General features: G+C 31.9%; 19 protein-coding genes. 14 read left to right on the plus strand and 5 right to left on the minus strand.

The features are described 5' to 3' along the window. The first annotated feature begins 99 nt into the window (after positions 1–99). From aroD to AC5LXV_RS09010, 8 genes are all read left to right on the plus strand, one after another. Positions 100–864 carry a type I 3-dehydroquinate dehydratase gene (gene aroD / locus AC5LXV_RS08975; RefSeq protein WP_493466195.1) on the plus strand — a complete coding sequence of 255 codons (765 nt, stop codon included), beginning with the start codon at positions 100–102 and terminating at the stop codon, positions 862–864. A 147-nt stretch (positions 865–1,011) separates the two neighbouring features. Further along, entirely contained in the window at positions 1,012–1,851 is an 840-nt protein-coding gene (locus AC5LXV_RS08980) for an SDR family NAD(P)-dependent oxidoreductase (protein ID WP_110423610.1), read from the plus strand. Between the two features lie 447 nt (positions 1,852–2,298). Next, positions 2,299–4,338: an oxidoreductase gene (locus AC5LXV_RS08985; RefSeq protein ID WP_110433696.1), complete on the plus strand. Its 2,040-nt coding sequence runs from the start codon at positions 2,299–2,301 to the stop codon at positions 4,336–4,338. A gap of 518 nt (positions 4,339–4,856) precedes the next feature. Further along, positions 4,857–5,306, plus strand: a complete 450-nt coding sequence (locus AC5LXV_RS08990) for a hypothetical protein (RefSeq protein WP_493466196.1) — start codon at positions 4,857–4,859, stop codon at positions 5,304–5,306. 319 nt (positions 5,307–5,625) lie between these two features. Beyond that, entirely contained in the window at positions 5,626–6,393 is a 768-nt protein-coding gene (locus tag AC5LXV_RS08995; protein ID WP_493466197.1) for a hypothetical protein, read from the plus strand. A gap of 496 nt (positions 6,394–6,889) precedes the next feature. Continuing rightward, entirely contained in the window at positions 6,890–7,213 is a 324-nt protein-coding gene (locus AC5LXV_RS09000; RefSeq protein ID WP_493466198.1) for a hypothetical protein, read from the plus strand. 282 nt (positions 7,214–7,495) lie between these two features. Further along, positions 7,496–7,987, plus strand: coding sequence for a hypothetical protein (locus AC5LXV_RS09005; RefSeq protein WP_493466199.1), 492 nt, complete (start codon positions 7,496–7,498; stop codon positions 7,985–7,987). 251 nt (positions 7,988–8,238) lie between these two features. Continuing rightward, entirely contained in the window at positions 8,239–8,697 is a 459-nt protein-coding gene (locus AC5LXV_RS09010; RefSeq protein WP_493466200.1) for a hypothetical protein, read from the plus strand. A gap of 252 nt (positions 8,698–8,949) precedes the next feature. On the opposite strand, the gene AC5LXV_RS09015 is transcribed toward AC5LXV_RS09010, so the two are convergent. Continuing rightward, positions 8,950–9,501 (minus strand): TetR/AcrR family transcriptional regulator, encoded by a 552-nt coding sequence (locus AC5LXV_RS09015; protein ID WP_493466201.1) that lies wholly within the window; start codon positions 9,499–9,501, stop codon positions 8,950–8,952. A gap of 1,028 nt (positions 9,502–10,529) precedes the next feature. On the opposite strand from AC5LXV_RS09015, the gene AC5LXV_RS09020 reads away from it, so the two are divergent. The 6 genes from AC5LXV_RS09020 to AC5LXV_RS09045 all read left to right on the plus strand — a co-directional run bounded on the left by AC5LXV_RS09020 (position 10,530) and on the right by AC5LXV_RS09045 (position 13,700). After that, entirely contained in the window at positions 10,530–10,769 is a 240-nt protein-coding gene (locus AC5LXV_RS09020; RefSeq protein WP_493466202.1) for a hypothetical protein, read from the plus strand. Between the two features lie 1,208 nt (positions 10,770–11,977). Continuing rightward, positions 11,978–12,160 carry a hypothetical protein gene (locus AC5LXV_RS09025; protein ID WP_493466203.1) on the plus strand — a complete coding sequence of 61 codons (183 nt, stop codon included), beginning with the start codon at positions 11,978–11,980 and terminating at the stop codon, positions 12,158–12,160. Positions 12,161–12,319: 159 nt separating this feature from the next. Next, entirely contained in the window at positions 12,320–12,616 is a 297-nt protein-coding gene (locus AC5LXV_RS09030; RefSeq protein WP_493466204.1) for a transposase, read from the plus strand. Continuing rightward, a complete protein-coding gene (locus AC5LXV_RS09035) occupies positions 12,613–12,864 on the plus strand; it encodes an IS3 family transposase (RefSeq protein WP_493466205.1) in 252 nt (83 codons plus the stop codon). The genes AC5LXV_RS09030 and AC5LXV_RS09035 overlap by 4 nt, the downstream gene beginning before the upstream one ends. After that, the gene (locus AC5LXV_RS09040; protein ID WP_493466206.1) at positions 12,865–13,455 is read left to right on the plus strand and encodes an IS3 family transposase; all 591 of its coding nucleotides are present in this window, start codon (positions 12,865–12,867) and stop codon (positions 13,453–13,455) included. Continuing rightward, positions 13,452–13,700 (plus strand): hypothetical protein, encoded by a 249-nt coding sequence (locus AC5LXV_RS09045; protein WP_493466207.1) that lies wholly within the window; start codon positions 13,452–13,454, stop codon positions 13,698–13,700. Before AC5LXV_RS09040 ends, AC5LXV_RS09045 begins: the two co-directional genes overlap by 4 nt. Positions 13,701–13,865: 165 nt before the next feature. Here the strand turns inward: AC5LXV_RS09045 and AC5LXV_RS09050 are convergent, their stop codons facing one another. The 4 genes from AC5LXV_RS09050 to AC5LXV_RS09065 all read right to left on the minus strand — a co-directional run bounded on the left by AC5LXV_RS09050 (position 13,866) and on the right by AC5LXV_RS09065 (position 18,515). Further along, on the minus strand, positions 13,866–17,048 hold the full coding sequence (locus AC5LXV_RS09050; RefSeq protein WP_493466208.1) for a DEAD/DEAH box helicase: 3,183 nt from the start codon (positions 17,046–17,048) through the stop codon (positions 13,866–13,868). After that, on the minus strand, positions 17,014–17,817 hold the full coding sequence (locus tag AC5LXV_RS09055; RefSeq protein WP_493466209.1) for a Hachiman antiphage defense system protein HamA: 804 nt from the start codon (positions 17,815–17,817) through the stop codon (positions 17,014–17,016). Before AC5LXV_RS09055 ends, AC5LXV_RS09050 begins: the two co-directional genes overlap by 35 nt. Before the next feature lie 195 nt (positions 17,818–18,012). Then, positions 18,013–18,228 (minus strand): hypothetical protein, encoded by a 216-nt coding sequence (locus tag AC5LXV_RS09060; protein ID WP_493466210.1) that lies wholly within the window; start codon positions 18,226–18,228, stop codon positions 18,013–18,015. Continuing rightward, positions 18,228–18,515: a JAB domain-containing protein gene (locus AC5LXV_RS09065; protein WP_493466211.1), complete on the minus strand. Its 288-nt coding sequence runs from the start codon at positions 18,513–18,515 to the stop codon at positions 18,228–18,230. Before AC5LXV_RS09065 ends, AC5LXV_RS09060 begins: the two co-directional genes overlap by 1 nt. Positions 18,516–19,110 lie beyond the last annotated feature (595 nt).

Consider the following 19,110-nt stretch of genomic DNA (forward strand, 5'->3'; position numbering starts at 1 on the left):
AGTTAACTTAATATAATTAATATAAATATTAATATCAGCATAAATTATCCTCTTAATAATTTTGATTAAGAGTAAAGAAAAAAATAAATTGGTGATCAGATGACAAAGATTACAGTAAAAGGTTTAGATATAGGCGTTGGAGCGCCTAAGATTATCGTTCCAATTGTAGGTAAAACAGAACAAGAGTTAGTAAATGAAACTGAATTTTTAACGCAAATCGATTTCGATATGGTTGAATGGCGAGTGGATCATTTTCAACATGTTGATGATGTTGAAAAAGTAAAACAAACAGCAAACAAATTACACGCAATCATTGGTCACAAACCAATTTTATTCACATTTCGAACAGCTAATGAAGGCGGTGTCTATCCAGCTCCGGTGGAATTTTATATCAATCTAAATAAACAGATGATTAAAACTGGCTTGATAGATCTTGTCGATATCGAAGTTTTCACTGGTGATCAATATGTTGAAGAAATTGTTGAATTAGCTCATCAACATAACGTTTTAGTTATTGCTTCAAATCATGATTTTGATAAGACACCAGCAAAAGATGAAATCGTCGCAAGATTACGCAAAATGCAAGATCTCGGTGTAGACATTCCGAAAATCGCAGTAATGCCGCGTTCGCGTGAAGACGTTATAAACTTACTGGCCGCAACAGCTGAAATGAAAGACAAATATGCGCGTAAACCACTCATTACCATGTCAATGGCAGGAAAAGGCGCAATTAGTCGAGTTGCTGGTGAAACCTTTGGTTCTGACCTTACCTTCGGCGCAGCAAAAAATGCTTCAGCACCTGGGCAGCTTGATGTTAAAGAGCTAAGACAAATTTTGAATATTTTGCATAGAAGTTTAGCTTAAAAATAATGACTTTCTTACAAATAATCTAAAAAAGATTAAGTGATTAAAAAAGTTTGTCGTGAAGCAAGTCAAAGATATAAACCGTCAAGTTAAAATGATTAATCGTAAATAACGACGATTAATATAAAGATAATATTAGGAGTCTGTATGAATAATAATTGGTTAGGTTTAGAGGGTGATGTCTGTGTCATCACTGGTGCGGTCGGTGGTATGGGGGCTGAAATTTGCCGGGAATTTGCTAAACAAAAAGCAAATTTAGTACTGATCGATCTTAATGAAACCAAATGCCAAGATTTTGCCTCTGAATTAGCCAAAGAATACGGCATCAAAGCCATAGGTTTGGCTTGTAATACCACTGATGAAAAAAGTGTGGATAATGCCGTTGCTTTAGTTAAGCAACAGTTCGGCCGGTGTGATGTACTGGTTAATACTGCTGCTATTTTAAAATTCTGTCCGTTGGAAGATTTACCTCTTGATGAATGGCAATTAACTATTGATGTCAACATGACTGGTTACTTCCTTATGTCTCAACGTTTTGGTCGTATGATGATCGAACAAAAATCTGGTCGCATGGTGCATATTTCAACGGTAGCTTCACATACGCCAGAAACCTATAGTGGCGCATATAGCCCAACGAAAGCTGCTATTTCCATGTTATCAAAACAAATTGCTGCCGAATGGGGACAATTTGGCATTCGTTCTAACGCTGTTTGCCCTTGTTTTGTTAAAACTCCATTATCAAAAAAATTCTATGAAGATAAAGAAGTTGAAGAAGGCCGTACACGAATGATTGCCAGTCGTCGTATTGGTGAAACAATTGATATTGCAAATGCTGTTTTATATTTAGCCAGCAAACGTTCAGATTATTCTAATGGTACTGAATTAGTTGTTGACGGTGGTTATGAGATTATGTTGGGTGACTTAGTACCAAGACCAGGTGGACGCCGTCAGTTTGCAATTAATTCACGTCAAGCGAATAAAAGCTAAACGCCCGCAATCATCTCATTATCTAACCTTAATTAGATCAATTTCTACCATAACACCACTTAAAGAGTGGTGTTTTCTATTTAAAAAATAAATTAAAAAGATAAAAAATATTTATAAATTCAATAAAAAATAAACTGAATTTTGTTTGAAACACATTTTCATATGATCATTCAATAATGATGGTAACTTGTTGTATTGAAAATTTTTAATTCATTGATTAACAGGTAAATTAAGCTAATTTTGTTACTAAAATAGAACCAAAAACTCATAACCATTTGATAAATAATAACTCTGTTTTTGATTAATCTATAGAAAAAATATATAAATTAATTGAAAAATAAAGAATATATTTATTGATAAATTGTGTATAATAGGGGTAATCGAATATCAATTTAAAATTAAAAGTAAGCACAACTCCAGAGTTGTGTGATGGTATGAGGGAGTAACATGAGCGATTTCTCTTCAATTTTTCAACCTATCACAATTAAACGCACCACGATTAAAAATCGAATTGTAATGCCGCCGATTGGAACTAACTTTGCAACCCTAAGTGGTGAATTTGTTGATGATCATATACAGTATTATGAACAACGAGCCAAAGGGGGAACCGGATTAATTATTCTGGAAAACGTCTGTATTGATTATCCATATGGTACAAATGGGACAACACAACTGCGCATTGATAATGACCAGTATATACCGGGACTATTTCGATTTACTGAACGGATGCATAAACACGGCGCAACCGTCGCTGTACAAATCAACCATGCTGGGGCCTCAGCCTATTTTGGCCGACTAAACGGCTTGCAGCCTATTTCCGCATCAAATATTCCATCAAAAACGGGTGGCAATGCCCCAAGACCTATGTCAGTCGATGAAATTTATTATGTGGTAAAACAATATGGCTTAGCAGCATCAAGAGTACAACGAGCAGGATTTGATGCTGTCGAAATTCATGCCGGACACTCCTACTTACTCAGTCAATTCTTATCACCATTATTTAACAAACGTACTGACGAATTCGGTGGAAGTGTCGAAAATCGTGCGCGAATTGTTCGTATGGTCATCGATGAAATTCGTAAACATGTAGGCCCTAATTTTTTAATTATGTTACGTTTTAGTGCTGATGATTTTATTGAAGGCGGTAATAGTTTAGAAGATACATTAGAAATTCTAGAATACTTAAATGAAGGTGTTGATATCTTTGACGTATCAGCTGCTCAAAATGACACTTTATTTATGCAAATAGATCAAATGAACTTACCAGATGGTTGGCGCTCATATATGGCGAAAGCAGTAAAAGATAAATTCAACAAACCAACCATTGCCTCAGGAAATTTCCGTGATCCAAAAATTATTGCTGATACCATAGCAAACGGCGTTGCCGATTTTGTTGTAATGGGACGAGGTTTAATTGCCGAACCTTATTGGGTTGAAAAAGTTAAAAATAACGAAATTGATACCTTAAGACGTTGTATTTCATGTAATATCGGATGTGCTGATCATCGAATTGCCAAATCTAAACCAATACGCTGTACAGTAAATCCTGATATTATCAGTTATGAAGATTATAAACGTTATCAAATAACCGCACCACTTAATGTTGTGGTTATAGGGGGCGGGACTGCTGGGCTTGAAGCTGCTGCCACCGCAGCTGAAGTTGGTTGTAACGTAACCCTATATGAAGAAAAATCATTTCTTGGTGGCTTATCATCCATTATTTCTCGTTTTCCTTATAAACGTCGTATAGCGGATCTTCCAAAATTTTTGATCAACCGTATTAACAAATTAGATAATGTCACAATCCATTTAAATACCAAAGCAACGCCAGAAATGGTGGCTAGTCATCACCCTGATCTGGTTGTTGCAGCCACAGGTGCTAAGGCTCTATTGCCTCCTATCAAAGGATTACATGAACAATTAGCAAAAGAGAAACGCAACGTCTTCTCAATTTTTGATCTTATGGACAATTTTGAATACTTTACTGATATTCCTGATAAAAAAATTGTCGTCATCGGAGGAGGGGCTGTTGGTTTAGATGTGGTTGAATATTTCTCTGAAAATAAAGCCAAAAGTACCACTATTGTTGAAATGCAGACGGCATTAGCAAAAGACTTAGATATGATTGGCCGTTTATCAATGATGAGAATGATTGATGATAATCACGTCAACGTAATGTTAGAAACTACATTACAAGAAGTTAAAGAGGACCGCTTTATTGTTTCTCGAAATGGTCAAATTGAAGAACTCGATTTCGACTATGGATTTGTCTGCTTAGGTTTAACCCCTGTGTCAGAATTTACTGAACAATTCCGACAACATGCCGATAAAAACCACTATCAATTCCAACAAATTGGTGATTGCAAACAAGCAAGAAAATTAATTGATGGAATGCGAGAAGGTCGTGATGTTATCGCTGCTATTCAATCTATAGAAAGAAGTCGAGCACATAATATTCGTGGTGTAGATGTAAACTATGCTATCTAGTTATGCTATCTAACTATATAAGTAAGCTATGTGACTATCAATGCTTCTAGCTTTTTATTCTTCAATAGAATAATCATTAAAAGGGAACCTATAATGCGTTCCCTACTATACAATCTAAAGTAAGCCTAACTCAAATTTTGACGTATCAGTGGCATAAACTCTTTGGCGATGGCCATCAAGATCATTACTAACAAACATATAACCTAAATTGAGTGTTTGTTACTTAAATAAATTTTTTGCTTTACATTTTAAACATAATCAATAATCGGTAAATAAATAATAAAAAATTCTAAGCTATAATTTATAATATACTTAAGTTAAATAGCTTTGAAGTTGAATTAAAACAATTAAGGTAAAAAGATAATATCTTTACTTATAGTTGCATTGTTATTAAACAAGGGCTAATTAATATATAATTTAGCTACAAATAACCTATAAAACATTTAAATTAAATCATGATTGGTGATTAAAAGTGTTAATACATAAATATTCTAATTAATAATAAGGTTTAGAGTAAAATGAAAAAAGTTATATCTATGTTTTTATTCTTAATAATTTTGCCTTTTGGAACTAGCATTGCCGAACAAAATAAATTATTACCGACAGAACCAAAATTCATTTTAGATAAAGATATGGTCATTTTGATTAGTCCAAGCGAGAACACTATAGAACATTTAAAAAATATCATGGAAGACGGAGACGATTTTTATGTTATGGCTGATGATGCCAATTATTATAAATCGTTAATTTACGATTATTTATCAGACATACATCAACCCTATTTAAATAAACATGATGATACAACTTTTTTTTATCAACAAAAAAATGGTGAATTACGACAAATAGAAAATAACAATTCGAATTCGTTTTGGTGGGCTTTGTTATATAATCATGAAAATAGAAAATACCGAATTGTTGATCTTATTGATTTTAAAGATGAGTATGAAAAATTCATAATTAACAATTAATTATAAATAGTTTATTAACTATAAACTATTTATAGCGATAAATTAGTATGTAGCTTTACTTTAAATTAAATAATATTTTGAGGTTATTCGTATTTTATTTAAATATTAAATTATAGATAATTATACACGACTTTCTAAGTCGTCTAGATTTTTTACAAATCAAAATCGATAGTTGTTCATCAAATCATTTTGTCACTCATTATTTTTAGTATTAAGATTAAAAAAGTTACAAACTTTAACTAAGATATTCAAAATGTTATGTTGGGAACATTAAAGAATGTGCTATTGGTATTTAACTAGAAGGATAAAACTGAAACGGATGACTTATATTAATTTATTAAAAATATTTATATTATCAATTGCAATTGTATTCTCATCTATTGTAGTTGCCAATATTGGTCGTGATGTTGAGAAAGAAAATAAAAAGAAAATATTAAAAGAAATTGTTACAACAGGTTTTGAAAAAATAAATCCAAATTATGAAGATTGGAACATTAAGCATTATATTGAAGTCGATGAGTATTTACAGTTTATAACTCCATTTGAGCAAGGAAATAAGTTGGCTAACTACTCTTTTCGCCAAGAACAAGTAATGCAATTATTAAAAAAGGCATTGGCTAAAACTGATGTACATTTAAAGCTCGAATTTGAGGGCTCTAGGCGATTAAAACCAGTACTAATTGGAATTCTCGGAACAGAACCAGAAGTAATTGAAAACCGAAATGATGCTATTATTCACCATTATAAGATTATTTTAACTGATGATAATAATAACATACTGGGAGAAACCGAAATATTTGTTACGATAAATGAGTCGAAAAATATAAAACAAGCCTATTTACGAACAGAACAAGAACTACTTGAGTATCTCGAATCTCGTAGTTCATTTCCCATGCCTTTGTTTGAAAAGATGGATAATCTTGGAACCTTTTCGGCTAAATCTACATATTTGAGCGGAAATTTTGTGTGGATTTATAAAAATTTGATGATAGTGGTGGAGATGTCGATGATGGAAGGAATTTCATTACAAATTGCTCATGCTTTTCAGCAAGAGCTTGAAAATCAAGTAGAATCAGAAATAAACTAATATTGTTCAATAATTACGGATATGTTATGACTTTTTTAGATTTTTAGAATATCTAGTTTTCAATTATTGCTGATTTTTTTACTAAATCTTATTTTTTTGATTTAAAGAATATTTATTATTTCTAATTGGTTATAGTGTCAATCACCGATGAAAAATGTATTAAACTTAAAGATATCATTGATACTAAAAAGTATTATATAAATGCTTAATTTTTAATATAACCAATATGATAGTCTTAGTTATACGATAGCAGTTGCAATATCCGATTATTCCTATATTCAAATTCTCAAGTTTGATTTCTAAAATAGTAAATAGTCTAAACCGAATAATGTTACATAGTTGATGAATGTCTATATTGATTATGATGCTATCTCTTTTTTATCTGTCACGTAAGTATCAAAATTTTAATAAAAATTATACAATTAATTTAGAATATGCTATAAAAACAGTTAAATAAGGACATATCAAGATGATATTGGATAATTAGGATTTATTTATGAGAATATTAGGTTACAGTTTTTCTCTTTTAGCAACAGTAATATTATTATCTGGCTGTATTTATGGTGATATAGATAAGAGAATGCGATATTTTGTAACTACTGAAGCAACGAGATATTGTGAAGCTAACCATTATTCATATTGTGAAATTTATGCACAATGTTATAGAGATTTTTTAGAGCAAATGCCAGCAAGAGCATATTCTTTATCAGCGTTTTGGGGTATGTCTAGAGATTATCTTGATGATAACGAAGCCCCAAAAGAAATGGATAATATTTACGCTCAAATAAAAGATAATGAAAAAAAGGTAGAGAAGATTTAAGTTTATATTATAGTTATCTATTATTTCCGCATAATAGATGTTCATCGATTATTAATGCTAAACAGTATGATATTAGCAATTATCAAGAAGCGATCGATAAAGGGATAAAAAGCTATAAACTCTATAATGAATAAAATGTTTTAGGATTTTCTCAATAGAGCCCGGAAAGTAATAGATATAAATTAAATTATAAAATTATACATATTTGTTGGCTAATAAAAATTAGGGAAATAACTGTTTTCATCCTTTGGGCAAAGGATGAAAATTTAAACGGAGATTAAAATGAATATATTAAGGTGTAAAATTGTTATTCTAGCACCATTGTTATTACTTAGTGCATGTAGTTCAAATCATGAAAAGTTAGAGGAAAAAGCTGGAATTGAGATTAAGGATAAATTGACTAAATCTTGTCAGGCTAACAATTATTCTTACTGTGAAATCTATGGCAAATGCTATATCAATATTTTCAATCAATTGAATGAAAGCGCGCAATATACACTCAAATTACTATCTAATATCATGCCGGAATCGGAACAAAATACGATTAATATGCAGAAAAATCCAATGGATATCATCTACTCTAAATTAAAAGATAGTGAAGAAAAGAGTGATAAAAATTCTATTTTCAATTATAGCGTTATGTTATATCCTCATAATCAATGCTCCTCAATAATTAATGCTAAATCATATGATATTACTCGTCATCAATATCATATTGATAAAATGTTGTACGAAAAGAAAAGCAAAATAATAATGAAAAATTTAGATATGTAATAGGAATTTTAATATAAAAAAGTATTAATATTATTTGAGTTGAACGCTTTAATTAGAAATCATTAACCAATCTAAAGCAACCAATGCTGGACGTTAGATTAATAATTGTGTTGATTATAATTACCGATCTTAAAAAAACTCCACAAAAATATCAAAAATTTGTTAGCAATTATACGATTAATTTAGGGTATGTTATAAAAGTAGTTAAATAAGGCCATATCAAGATGATATTGGATAATTAGGATTTATTTATGAGAATATTAGGTTACAGTTTTTCTCTTTTAGCAACAGTAATATTATTATCTGGTTGTATTTATGGTGATATAGATAAGAGAATGCGATATTATGTAACTACTGAAGCAACGAGATATTGTGAAGCTAATCATTATTCATATTGTGAAATTTATGCACAATGTTATAGAGATTTTTTAGAGCAAATGCCAGCAATGTCAGATTCTTTATCAGCGTTTTGGGGTATGTCTAGAGATTATCTTGATGATAACGAAGCCCCAAAAGAAATGGATAATATTTACGCTCAAATAAAAGATAATGAAAAAAAAGGTAGAGAAGATTTAAGTTTAGATTATAGTTATCTATTATTTCCGCATAATAGATGTTCATCGATTATTAATGCTAAACAGTATGATATTAGCAATTATCAAGAAGCGATCGATAAAGGGATAAAAAACTATAAACTCTATAATGAATAAAATGTTTTAGGATTCTCTCAATACTGCTTTGAAAATAATAGATATAAATTAAATTATAAAATTTTGCATATTTGTTGGCTAATAAAAATATGCAAAATAACTGCTTGCATCCTTTGAATAAGGTTCGTTTTCTATAATCAATAATTATTCCATATTATTTAACTTAATTTGGATAATATTTTCAGTAAATTCTAATTTATTATTCACATTCATAATTACTTTAATAGCTATAAAATTGAGTATGTTTACCTATTAGTTACAAAGAAGACTGGTAATTAAAGCAAAACTATCATTAATCATCGCATCATAAAGTGTTTTATCATCTTTGTAGACAATACTAATATTAAGTAATCCTTCTAGTATTACCATTAATTGGTTAGTTAAAGTTATATGTTGTGGCGTTTGAGGAAGTTGTTGGCTAATGAGTTGACGAATAAATTCCTTATGTTCAATCGCTAGTTGCTTGATAGCCTGATCATGATGAAGCTCTTCGCTTGCTCTTATAAATAAACAGCCATTAAAATTATCTTGCTTAAACCAAGTTAGGTGCCATTTGAATATCTGAATGATCGCATCATTTTGGTCGAGATCTTTAATCGCCGTGCTAAGATCTTGTTGAAAGCGTAAATTCCTTATCTTCAAAACCTCAAAAATTAAGTTATCTTTATTACCAAAATGTTTATATAGCGTTGTTTTAGAGCAACCTGATTGGTCTCGTATCTCATCAACTCCGACATTTGCAAATCCTTTTTGATAAAAGAGTTGTTCAGCTGTATTCGCTATTAATTTAGGTGTTTTTTTCATTTTTTATCCAAGGTGTTTGATATGTGATCAGATCTTACCAATATAAAAAGTAAACAGAATTATTCATTTTTGCGGTTTGTATTCATACTTTCATTCATCTATTAAGATAAAGAATAATGAAATCAATTTTTTTCAGCAAGGAAAAGTTACCACCAAAAGCCAAAAATAGTGAATTATTGCAAAGTTTAGTTAGTGACTTTGGTTCTATATGGTTTCTTATTGGTTCTAGTCAATTTACATATTACGCCATTTAAGATGATGACTTCTAGAGCAAGTTATGTGATTTTGTTAGCATTATTTAAGCCATCATTAGCCCAATCCAGAATGTTATCTTTGGCCATTTAATTGCCATTTTGATAGATTAGTTTTTCTTAAATTATCTGCTAGTAATATCTTTATTCCTGTATTCGCGGTTGTTGGTACTATTGAAGCCACATCACTCGTAATAGGTACTGCTGTCACTGTCACTGTTGTTATTCGTATTCCTATTGTTTGGGAATATATTGGTAGCGATAATATGATAAACCTAATTTAAATCAAGCCATGAACAACTTGCCAAATAGTACTTATTGATTAAGTTTAAAAGGATAGATTTCACTTCATAGTTTAGATTATTCTTTCGCCCAAGAGTAAATAGATCAATACCCCAAACCTGGCTAGAGTCAATCTAAAATTCAAATTAAAATATTGTTAGATTTGCTTGGGGCATGGTTATGGTTGGGGAGCATATATTAAGCAAGTTTTCAGGAGTACTTAGATAGTAAGCAGACTTTTTTCAATTGATAACTAGGGTTCTGTGGAGGTAATTAAATTTAAGGTCATATTAGTGAGCACGGCCAAAATATTTGACAGTGTTCACCTCTATAATATAGTTATTTAATCAATAGTGCTTTTATTCTTCTGCATCCGATAAATTTTTTAATTTGGCCGGTTTTGAAAAAAGAATTATGATCAACTGAATTAAAAAACCAAGAAAAACTGCAAATATACAACTATTCACACCAAAATTTACACTTATGTACACTCCTATGGCAGCCCCCAAAGGCCGAGCCCCAAAAGTAACCGTCATGATCACCGACGATACTTTAGCTATCATATTACTCGGTGTGACTAGCTGTCTTAGTGATACTGTTGATATAGTCCAGATAATAGGTCCAAATCCAAAGAAGAAAAAGGCGATAAAAACTAATATGTTGGTAGAATATATTAGAGTTAATAATATCAAAATTGAAGCCATAAAAGCTGAAATAGGCCCTAAAGTCAGTTGAAAACCAAAACTAATTTTTTTCGATATAATTTTATATAAAAATGATCCTATTATCATTCCTAAACCGATTAAACTTAATGAAACTCCAACTTCAAAGCCAAGGTTGAAGTCGGGAGTTCTAACCTCGTTTCCCGCTCCAATTCTTCTTCTAAATACTTCTATTAAAGTACATAGCCTATTGAAATTGCAGTGTTAACTGTAAAATTATCTTCGTTAAATACCATTATCGTGCACTTAAAGTAAGTGCATTTAAGTCTACCACTATATTTATCTTAGACAGCAGTATAACTGGATATTTTACCTTCTTTCCTATTTCGTCGTTGTTTTAGGTAGGGTAAGTATTTGGTGATTACGCCGTTCTGTTTCCTTGTTCCCAGTAAGTTTTGACATGAAAAAAACTTTGAACAACGAACAAGAGGATATACCACCATGACACTGCTAATTGATTTATCAATCCGACTTGCCAAGCCAGCCACTAAAACCTATATCCCAAAAGACGGTGCAGGTTTGTACATTAACGTAAAGCTTACCGGCACTAAACAACGGCTGTTTCGCTTTTAGGTGGAGAATACACAAAAACTAATCTCTTTTGGGGTGTACCCTGATGTATATTTAAAGAAAGCACGTTCTTTACAGCAACAGGCGCAGGATTTAATTGCTTCTTGCATTGACCCGCGTACTGGAAGAAAGAGTGTATTAAAATCTGCCAGCAAAGTGTTGCAAAACAGATTAACCCTTGCTGAGTATGCCCAGATTAAGAAGCGATTATGATGATGACAGTATTTGATGCTCAAGCTGTGATGGCTGATTTAAAATAGCAGAGGGTGTTAGGCGAACGCCTCGACTTTCAAGATTAATACGCTTTAAGACTGAATTATTGGCTTTGTATATTAGGGGCAACGGTAGCTGATTTGCAGCGTTGGTTACGTAAGCAGGGTTTTAATGTAGCTCATAGTACGGTTAGCCGTTTTATAACTAAATATAATGGCTAAGTTTGCTAAAGCAGAGATACAAGCTGGTTCAGTGATGAAGCGTCTACAAGGTTGTATTATTCATTCAAAAGGGACTATTCGCAATTATGAATGAACTCTGAAACGGATTGCACAGTATTGTACTAATAACCGTATCAATGTATATGAGTTAACATCTGAAATAGCAGTAACTTATTTTGAGCAGCGTTCTGAAGAAGTGGGACAAAAAACGCTTGATATGAAGCGTCAGGCAATGCAAGCAATGATGACACATGTTACTCATGTGGTGGAGCCTAATACAAAGTTACCCGTAATTAAGTCTGAACATCAGCAGATATTTGAAAGTCATGCTTATAGTCAGCAACAATTAGCGTTAATTGTTGATGCTCAATCGCCCCTAACGCTTTTGCTACAGAATTAGCCTATCGTGCTGGTTTGCGTGCCCATGAATTACTTACTCTCCTCCCCCGATACAGAAAGAATCTCCGATAAACGACCTGCCTTAGCTATGGATAGGCTACACTAATTCGTACAACTTTTTTAAGGGATAAGATAAACTACTCTAAAAAAGGAAAATACGATGAAAATAAAACGACGAGAAAGACGAACCTATACAGATGATTTTAAACAGCAGATGGTAACGCTCTATCAACAAGGTAAAACCCGCAGTGAATTAGTTTTACAGTATGAGTTAACGCCATCAGCATTAGATAGATGGCTAACACAATACTCCACAACGGGTTCATTCAAAACTAAAGATAATCGAAGTACTGAAGATAATGAGTTGCTAGCCTTGCGCAAAGAGAATAAAAGGTTATTGATGGAAAACGATATCCTAAAGCAAGCCGCACTGATAATGGCACGAAAATCGCAGTGATACAATCAAATCGACATCGCCATTCATTGAGTTGGTTGTGTCGATGTTTAGGTGTATCAAGGCATTACTTTTATTATCAGTGCAAAACGCGGCTTGAGAAAAAAGTTCTAAAGTATGCACAAGAGATTCAATCTATTTTTAATCGTAGTTATCAATCTTATGGTACGCGAAGGATACGAAAAGCGTTGTCAAATCAAGGTATAACCGTATCGCGTCGTTATGTGGCTAAAGTCATGAAAGCATTATAATTGAAATCAAAATATACCGTTAAACGTTATAAAAACCATTCTAAAGAAGTTAATTCAGTTGCGATTGCCAATGTATTACAGCGAAATTTTACTGTAGGTGTAAAAGCAAATGTTATTGTCGCTGATTTGACTTATATAAAAGTTGGACAAAAATGGAATTATCTGTGTGTATTACTCGAACTCTCAGCACGAAAGATAGCCGGATTCAGTGTTGGACAACACAAAACAGCAGAGCTTGTTATGCAAGCATTAAGCCAAATTAAAGCACCATTATCCTCAATCGCACTATTTCATTCAGACCGAGGAAAAGAGTTTGATAATCAATTACTCGATAGTTGTTTTGAAGTATTTGGTATCACTCGCTCATTGAGCCATAAAGGATGTCCTTACGATAATGCTGTTGCTGAAGCAACATTTAAGACAATTAAAACTGAATTTGTCAAAAATGAGATATTCACCAATACTAATGAACTACGACAACGTTTTTCTGCTTATGCATATTGGTACAACAACAATCGGCTGCATTCATCATTAGGTTATTTGACGCCGATGGCATTTAATAAACAGTTACCCCTTAATTTTGTTGTATGAAAAAGGGTAGACATTCCACTACTAAATTTGCAGGGCGTGAGGGTGTACTTTATACGGTAAAAGGTAAAGGTGGGCTAATACGGGAGGTATTAATACCTCACCATTTAGCCAATCGTTTAGAAGAACTAAGATTGCCTGAGCCAATAACCATAACTGACAGACGTATCTATTATCAACAGCACTATGCCATTAATGGCGGTAATCGTTGGTCAAGTTCGTTTTTACTGTCTCAAAACGAGTATTAGGTTGGTCAACGGATGCTTCATGGGGTACGGCATAGTTATGCGCAGGAGCGAATGGTGGAGCTACAAGTAAATTGCAGATTAAACAGAGTAAAAGCATTGGAAACCGTCAGCTAGGAGATGGAGCATTTTGGGCCAAGCTAGAATTCTCATAACATTTTAACTAATTTATTGTATAGTGGATGCCAAATTTACAAAATAACTAGGATAAGTTTTAATTTTATCAAAAAGTGCTTTTGACGGATTTTTTATAATATCTTTTACTCTTATACTATCTGCCTCGTGCATATCTATAAAATTAGCCAGATCCATTGATATAAATCTATCCATAAAACCTAACTCGTAAATTGTAATTGCAGTTTTAGATGGTAAGCCATATTTTATTCTTTTTTGAAGGAATTTGAGGTTATTAACTAAGCCATTTATATTCTCTTGATCAGATGCTTCTATTAAAATAATTAGAGCATTAATGAATAATGTTCCATCATAAGATAGCCCATTTTCAAACATATCAATAATATCATCTATCTTGAAGTTAGTAGTTCTTTGACCATGAATTTTTTTAATGTAGTTAACTGAAATATAATTGAATATTTCATAGAACGATGTACCATCAATCCATTGTTGAGCAAGAGTTGATCTTATATTTGGATCAGAAAATTTATTGAAATTTACATTGTTGATAAACTCTACTAGCAATGGCCAAATATAATTCAGTAGATCAAGTTGTGTTTCAATAAGTAGAAGATGATTAATATTATCATCTAACCATAATCTAATTTTATCTATATCATTACGACCATATAGCGTTTTGCTATAAATAGCTTTTTGTTTAGGATCTGTAACCTTTCTAGATATATCTTGAGCTATTAGCTGGAATAAATTAATAATATTATTTTTTTCAGTATCATTCTGGGCTAATCTATAAGCCAGTGTCGATTGTGCTAATTGAGTAACATTTTGTATCTCATTATTGGATAAGTGGAATAACAAAAAACTTTCAATTGCTGATATTAAATCTATTTTAAAATAAATTTGTCGTTTTAAATTTTCAATACTGAAATGCGCCTTTTCTTCTAAAATATAGTATAGAATTTTAATCGGTAGTTCTTTAGGAGCTTGTAAATATGTACTTACAAACTGCTCATAAGTAAAATTTAAAGAAATTTTTCTATTATCGCTTGTAATAGGTTTGAATACTTCCATTAAACTACTAATGCAAGGTTCAGATTCATTAGGATTTAAAAGTTTCTTTATCTGGTACCATCTCCAATTATCGCTTCTAAATTTTCTATTATCATAAATTGTATTATCAGCAAATAAAATACTTCCTTCAGTATGCATTCCTGAACGCCCAGCTCGACCAATTAAGTTTTGGAAGTCTCTAGTTTTAATGTTTTCTTGGCCTTGATGTACATCGGCTACAATTAAGTACCGAATAGGGAGATTAACTCCTTGGGCTAAAGTTGAAGTACAAATAACAAATTTAATTAGATTTTCTCGCATAGCATGTTCTATTGCCAAACGTATGCCCTGAGGGATATTTCCATGATGACTAAATACTCCAAAGTAGGCACATTTTGTGACTGCAGAAGCAGCTCCAAAATTTGCCTTTATTAGTTGGTATAGTTTTATAATCTCTGGATCTGAAGAGTAAAATCTAGGGAGTCTTACAGGTAAGTCCCGTTGTATAGCATCGATTAAAGTATTGCATAAACTTGAAACGGTTCTTTTCTGTCCACAAAAAATAGCAATGCTACCATTATGTATTAATTTAAGACCAAGATAGAGAGCTATCGATTTTCCATCGTTTTTGTTAGGAAATACTCGTTGATTTCTTTCTCGTCCAATAGATGGTAATTCTAATTGTTCTATCACTCTAGGAACAAAGTAATCCTGTAGTTCTATATTACTAGAATAATAATAAATTTTTCCTAATCTGCCAGTCCAACTTGTAAACCCAATAGTTTTGAAAGAGGGGACTAAATTAGACCCATCAATGACAGTATCATTATGATTTAACCAATTAGCAATGGCTTGGCTGTTACTTATTACTGCTGAGATAAAAACTTTTTGTATTCTTTTTGGAAATAATAAATTTAATGATGTGAGAAGTAGTTCGTAACTAATCCCACGACTCCCATTATCAAATTGATGTCCTTCATCAAAAATAACTAGTCCAACTTGTGAAGCAATCTCTGGGGAATGATGTAAAACATATAATAGCTTCTCAGGGGTTACAACGACAACACGCTTATGAGGTGAGTTTATTCCAAAGGTTTCATAAACGTTAAAACTAAATAGTTTGTCTAAATTAAAATCCATTTGCAATGTATCAGATAACTCTTCTACATCTATATTTTCTCCTTGAAAGGTCTGAGCTAAACTAGCTTTAATCTCATGACAAAGGGCACGAAAAGGAGCAATAATCAGTGCTAAAGATGTCCTGCCAGAAAGAAAGCTACTACGCAAAATAAGTTCAACTGCTTTCGTTTTACCTGCACTTGTTGGCATTTGAATAACTGAAGATATACCTTTTAAGGCCCCTTGTTGACCAATGTAATGTTGAGCTGGCCAAAACTCCTTTATAAAACTTTTCTTTTGTAAAGCTTGTGCCCAATAGTCAATAGGTAGCCCCGAGTAGTTAGATAAAACTGACCAACTAGCATTCTCTGTTTTCTTTTTGATAACTGCAAAAAGGATATCTATAAATAGTAATTGTCTAGGGGAGCCTGAAAAATACAATTTTTCTCTTAAGTTAGACAGATTCTGAATTAATTCATCTAGATTAATACCGGATAAAAAATAATTTTCATAACAAATGAAAATATTATCGATGTATTGCGAAAATATTCCTTCTGAACCACCATAGCTGTTATTTAAATCTCCTTTTAAAATCCACAATAATAGGTTTTCTATCCCATCACATTCAAAGTCTGCTAAGTCCTCAGTTATACCATTGGCTAAAATACTTGCACTTCCAGGCTGATCACATAAATAATATGCAGAAGCACCGAGTAATAGAAGATATTGAATTGTTTCAGAGTGAGTATTTAATTGGGCATTTAAATAATTATCAAAAAATTGTGCACAAAATATGAGGTTTTCTTTATAATCGTTATTTATAACAATATTAGATGTATGTGTATTAGGAGAGCGATTAATTTGTGCTGTAATATCTCCTAGAATACCAATAGTTAATCTTATAAGTTCTAAAGGATCTCTCTCTAACCGTATATGGTATTGTGAAGGAACATTGTACTCATACATTTTCGCTTTGGATTGAGTTGTTTTTAGAAGATGTTTAGATTGACTTTCAGGCCTCATCTGCAACTCTCCTATAAAGTTCATGAACAAGATCCATCATTTGGTGACCTTTAATTATAAGAAGAAAAAGAGCATCTTGTTTAGGGTGCTTACTAGTGCTTATATTTGAAATTATTGTATCGATATCACAACACTCATCAGATACTAGCCAAACCGCCCCGTATCTTTCTTTATAGGGAAAATCTGTAGGATTTTGAAATCTCTCAACGATATTTGTTCTAATAAAATTATTAGAATCAATTGATTTTTGTTTAATAAAGTTAAGAGATTCAGCTATTCTTATCTCATCTTTAGCAGAGTCATCAATGGCCTTTTGTAGAGTGTTTTCTCCTTTTCTAGATAGCTTAGCTTTAACTTCATATATAGCTAATGTGTCATTTTCTTGTGGATTATCTATTAAAAAACCTATAACATCACTTCCCTTAGGTGACTCATCCTTTATTATTTTTGATTGCCAGCGATAGCGAGGTACATCATAATTCAATATAAACTCTAAATAATCTGCAACAAGAATTTCTGCAAAATCACCAGATCTTATTCCAGGGCCAAATCCACTTAGAGTAGGTAACTTTATATCATTTAAATAATCTTTTCTTGATTTATTTGGGTGTCTTAACAGATCAATTTGCGTATCTAAGCAATAATGATTTCTAAAATGTATTGCCCAAGCTGAAAGAATATTGTTATCAGGCAGATGATTAAACTCAAAAATATCTATTCGATTCCCATTGATATTAACAGAACTTTGTTGCGAAAACCATTGAATATGTTGGCATTGCATCCAGTCTTCCATTATATGCTCCATACTTCATATAAATAGTTTCTATTACTATTTCTTCCTATTATTAAAGTAATATCTTTTTCTAACTTTATAGAAATATCTTTTAGTAAACGGAAATTCTTCATTGTAATTCCTGATAAATACACTTTTGGTGTTCACTAATTATCCGGTTCTATTTATAATCTTCTCAATAGATTTTGTTGTAATCTATATTATTTTTGCAATATTTTCAATAGAAACACTTTTATCTAGAAGAGTAGTAACCATAGTGAGTTGACGTTTTTCCAATCTTTCTCGAGCAACTTTCGTCTTATCTTTCTCTAATGCTAATTTTGCTCTAGCAATCTTCTTCTCTTCTTTCCTAATCTGCTCAATTACCTGATAAGTTGGAACATACTTAAGGTTTTTCTCTAATTCTTCCATTAACCAAAGCCCTTTGTAGGCGACATAATTTCTATTGTAATAATCAGGTGATCTATTAGCTGAATATTGAGTATACGGCCTACTTGGATAAGGCGGTCAGTGATGTCTTTATCAACCTCTGAGGGTAGTAATCTGTCTGATAGATGGTTATGGACAGTAATAACTCGTGTTTCATAACAGCAACACGAAACACGTTCATCAGATCTACTGCTACTGACCTGACTGTACCTAAAGCCATAAGTTCGATATAGAGGATATAACTCACCTCGATCATGCCAATAATCCATAAGTGTCCCTTTTCTCTGTCTATATTGTTTTCACGGCGTAAAATACGTTGCATGATGTCATAAACATCATCCGTGTTATGTATGTAGAGTTTATTGTTTTTACTGAGCTTAATGTCCATAGGTCATTTTTAGTTAGAGTTATTGGTCAAAAATATAACACAGTTTATCTGGTATTGTAAGTAACAGAATTTGATTAAAACTTATTGTTTATAAAGTATAATTTACCAGTAAGTTTCTATAGTAAAGGTATTTGTATGAGTTAATTAGCTTATACTAGAATTTAATTCAGATGTTTTTCACACATTAGACTTTAGTCTAATTTCCTTGAGTCATTGTTACCTTTTAAGTCCTTATTATTGGTATTTTCTTTATTGTGCAGAGCTAGATTTGCTTAGCCAATTCAGGTCAAAGGATTATTAAAATATAAACGATTAATGGGGCAAACCATGAATTTTAATTACCCAGTTAGCTATGTTTTTACTTTGTAGTATAGAATAAATCAAAACCACGAAAAAAATACATTTTTACCTAATGATATTTTGCACTATATACATTCTCTTTATACATACTCGTTATACTATGAAAACAAAGCAAA

This window comes from Gilliamella sp. LMG 34359, from assembly GCF_984569085.1.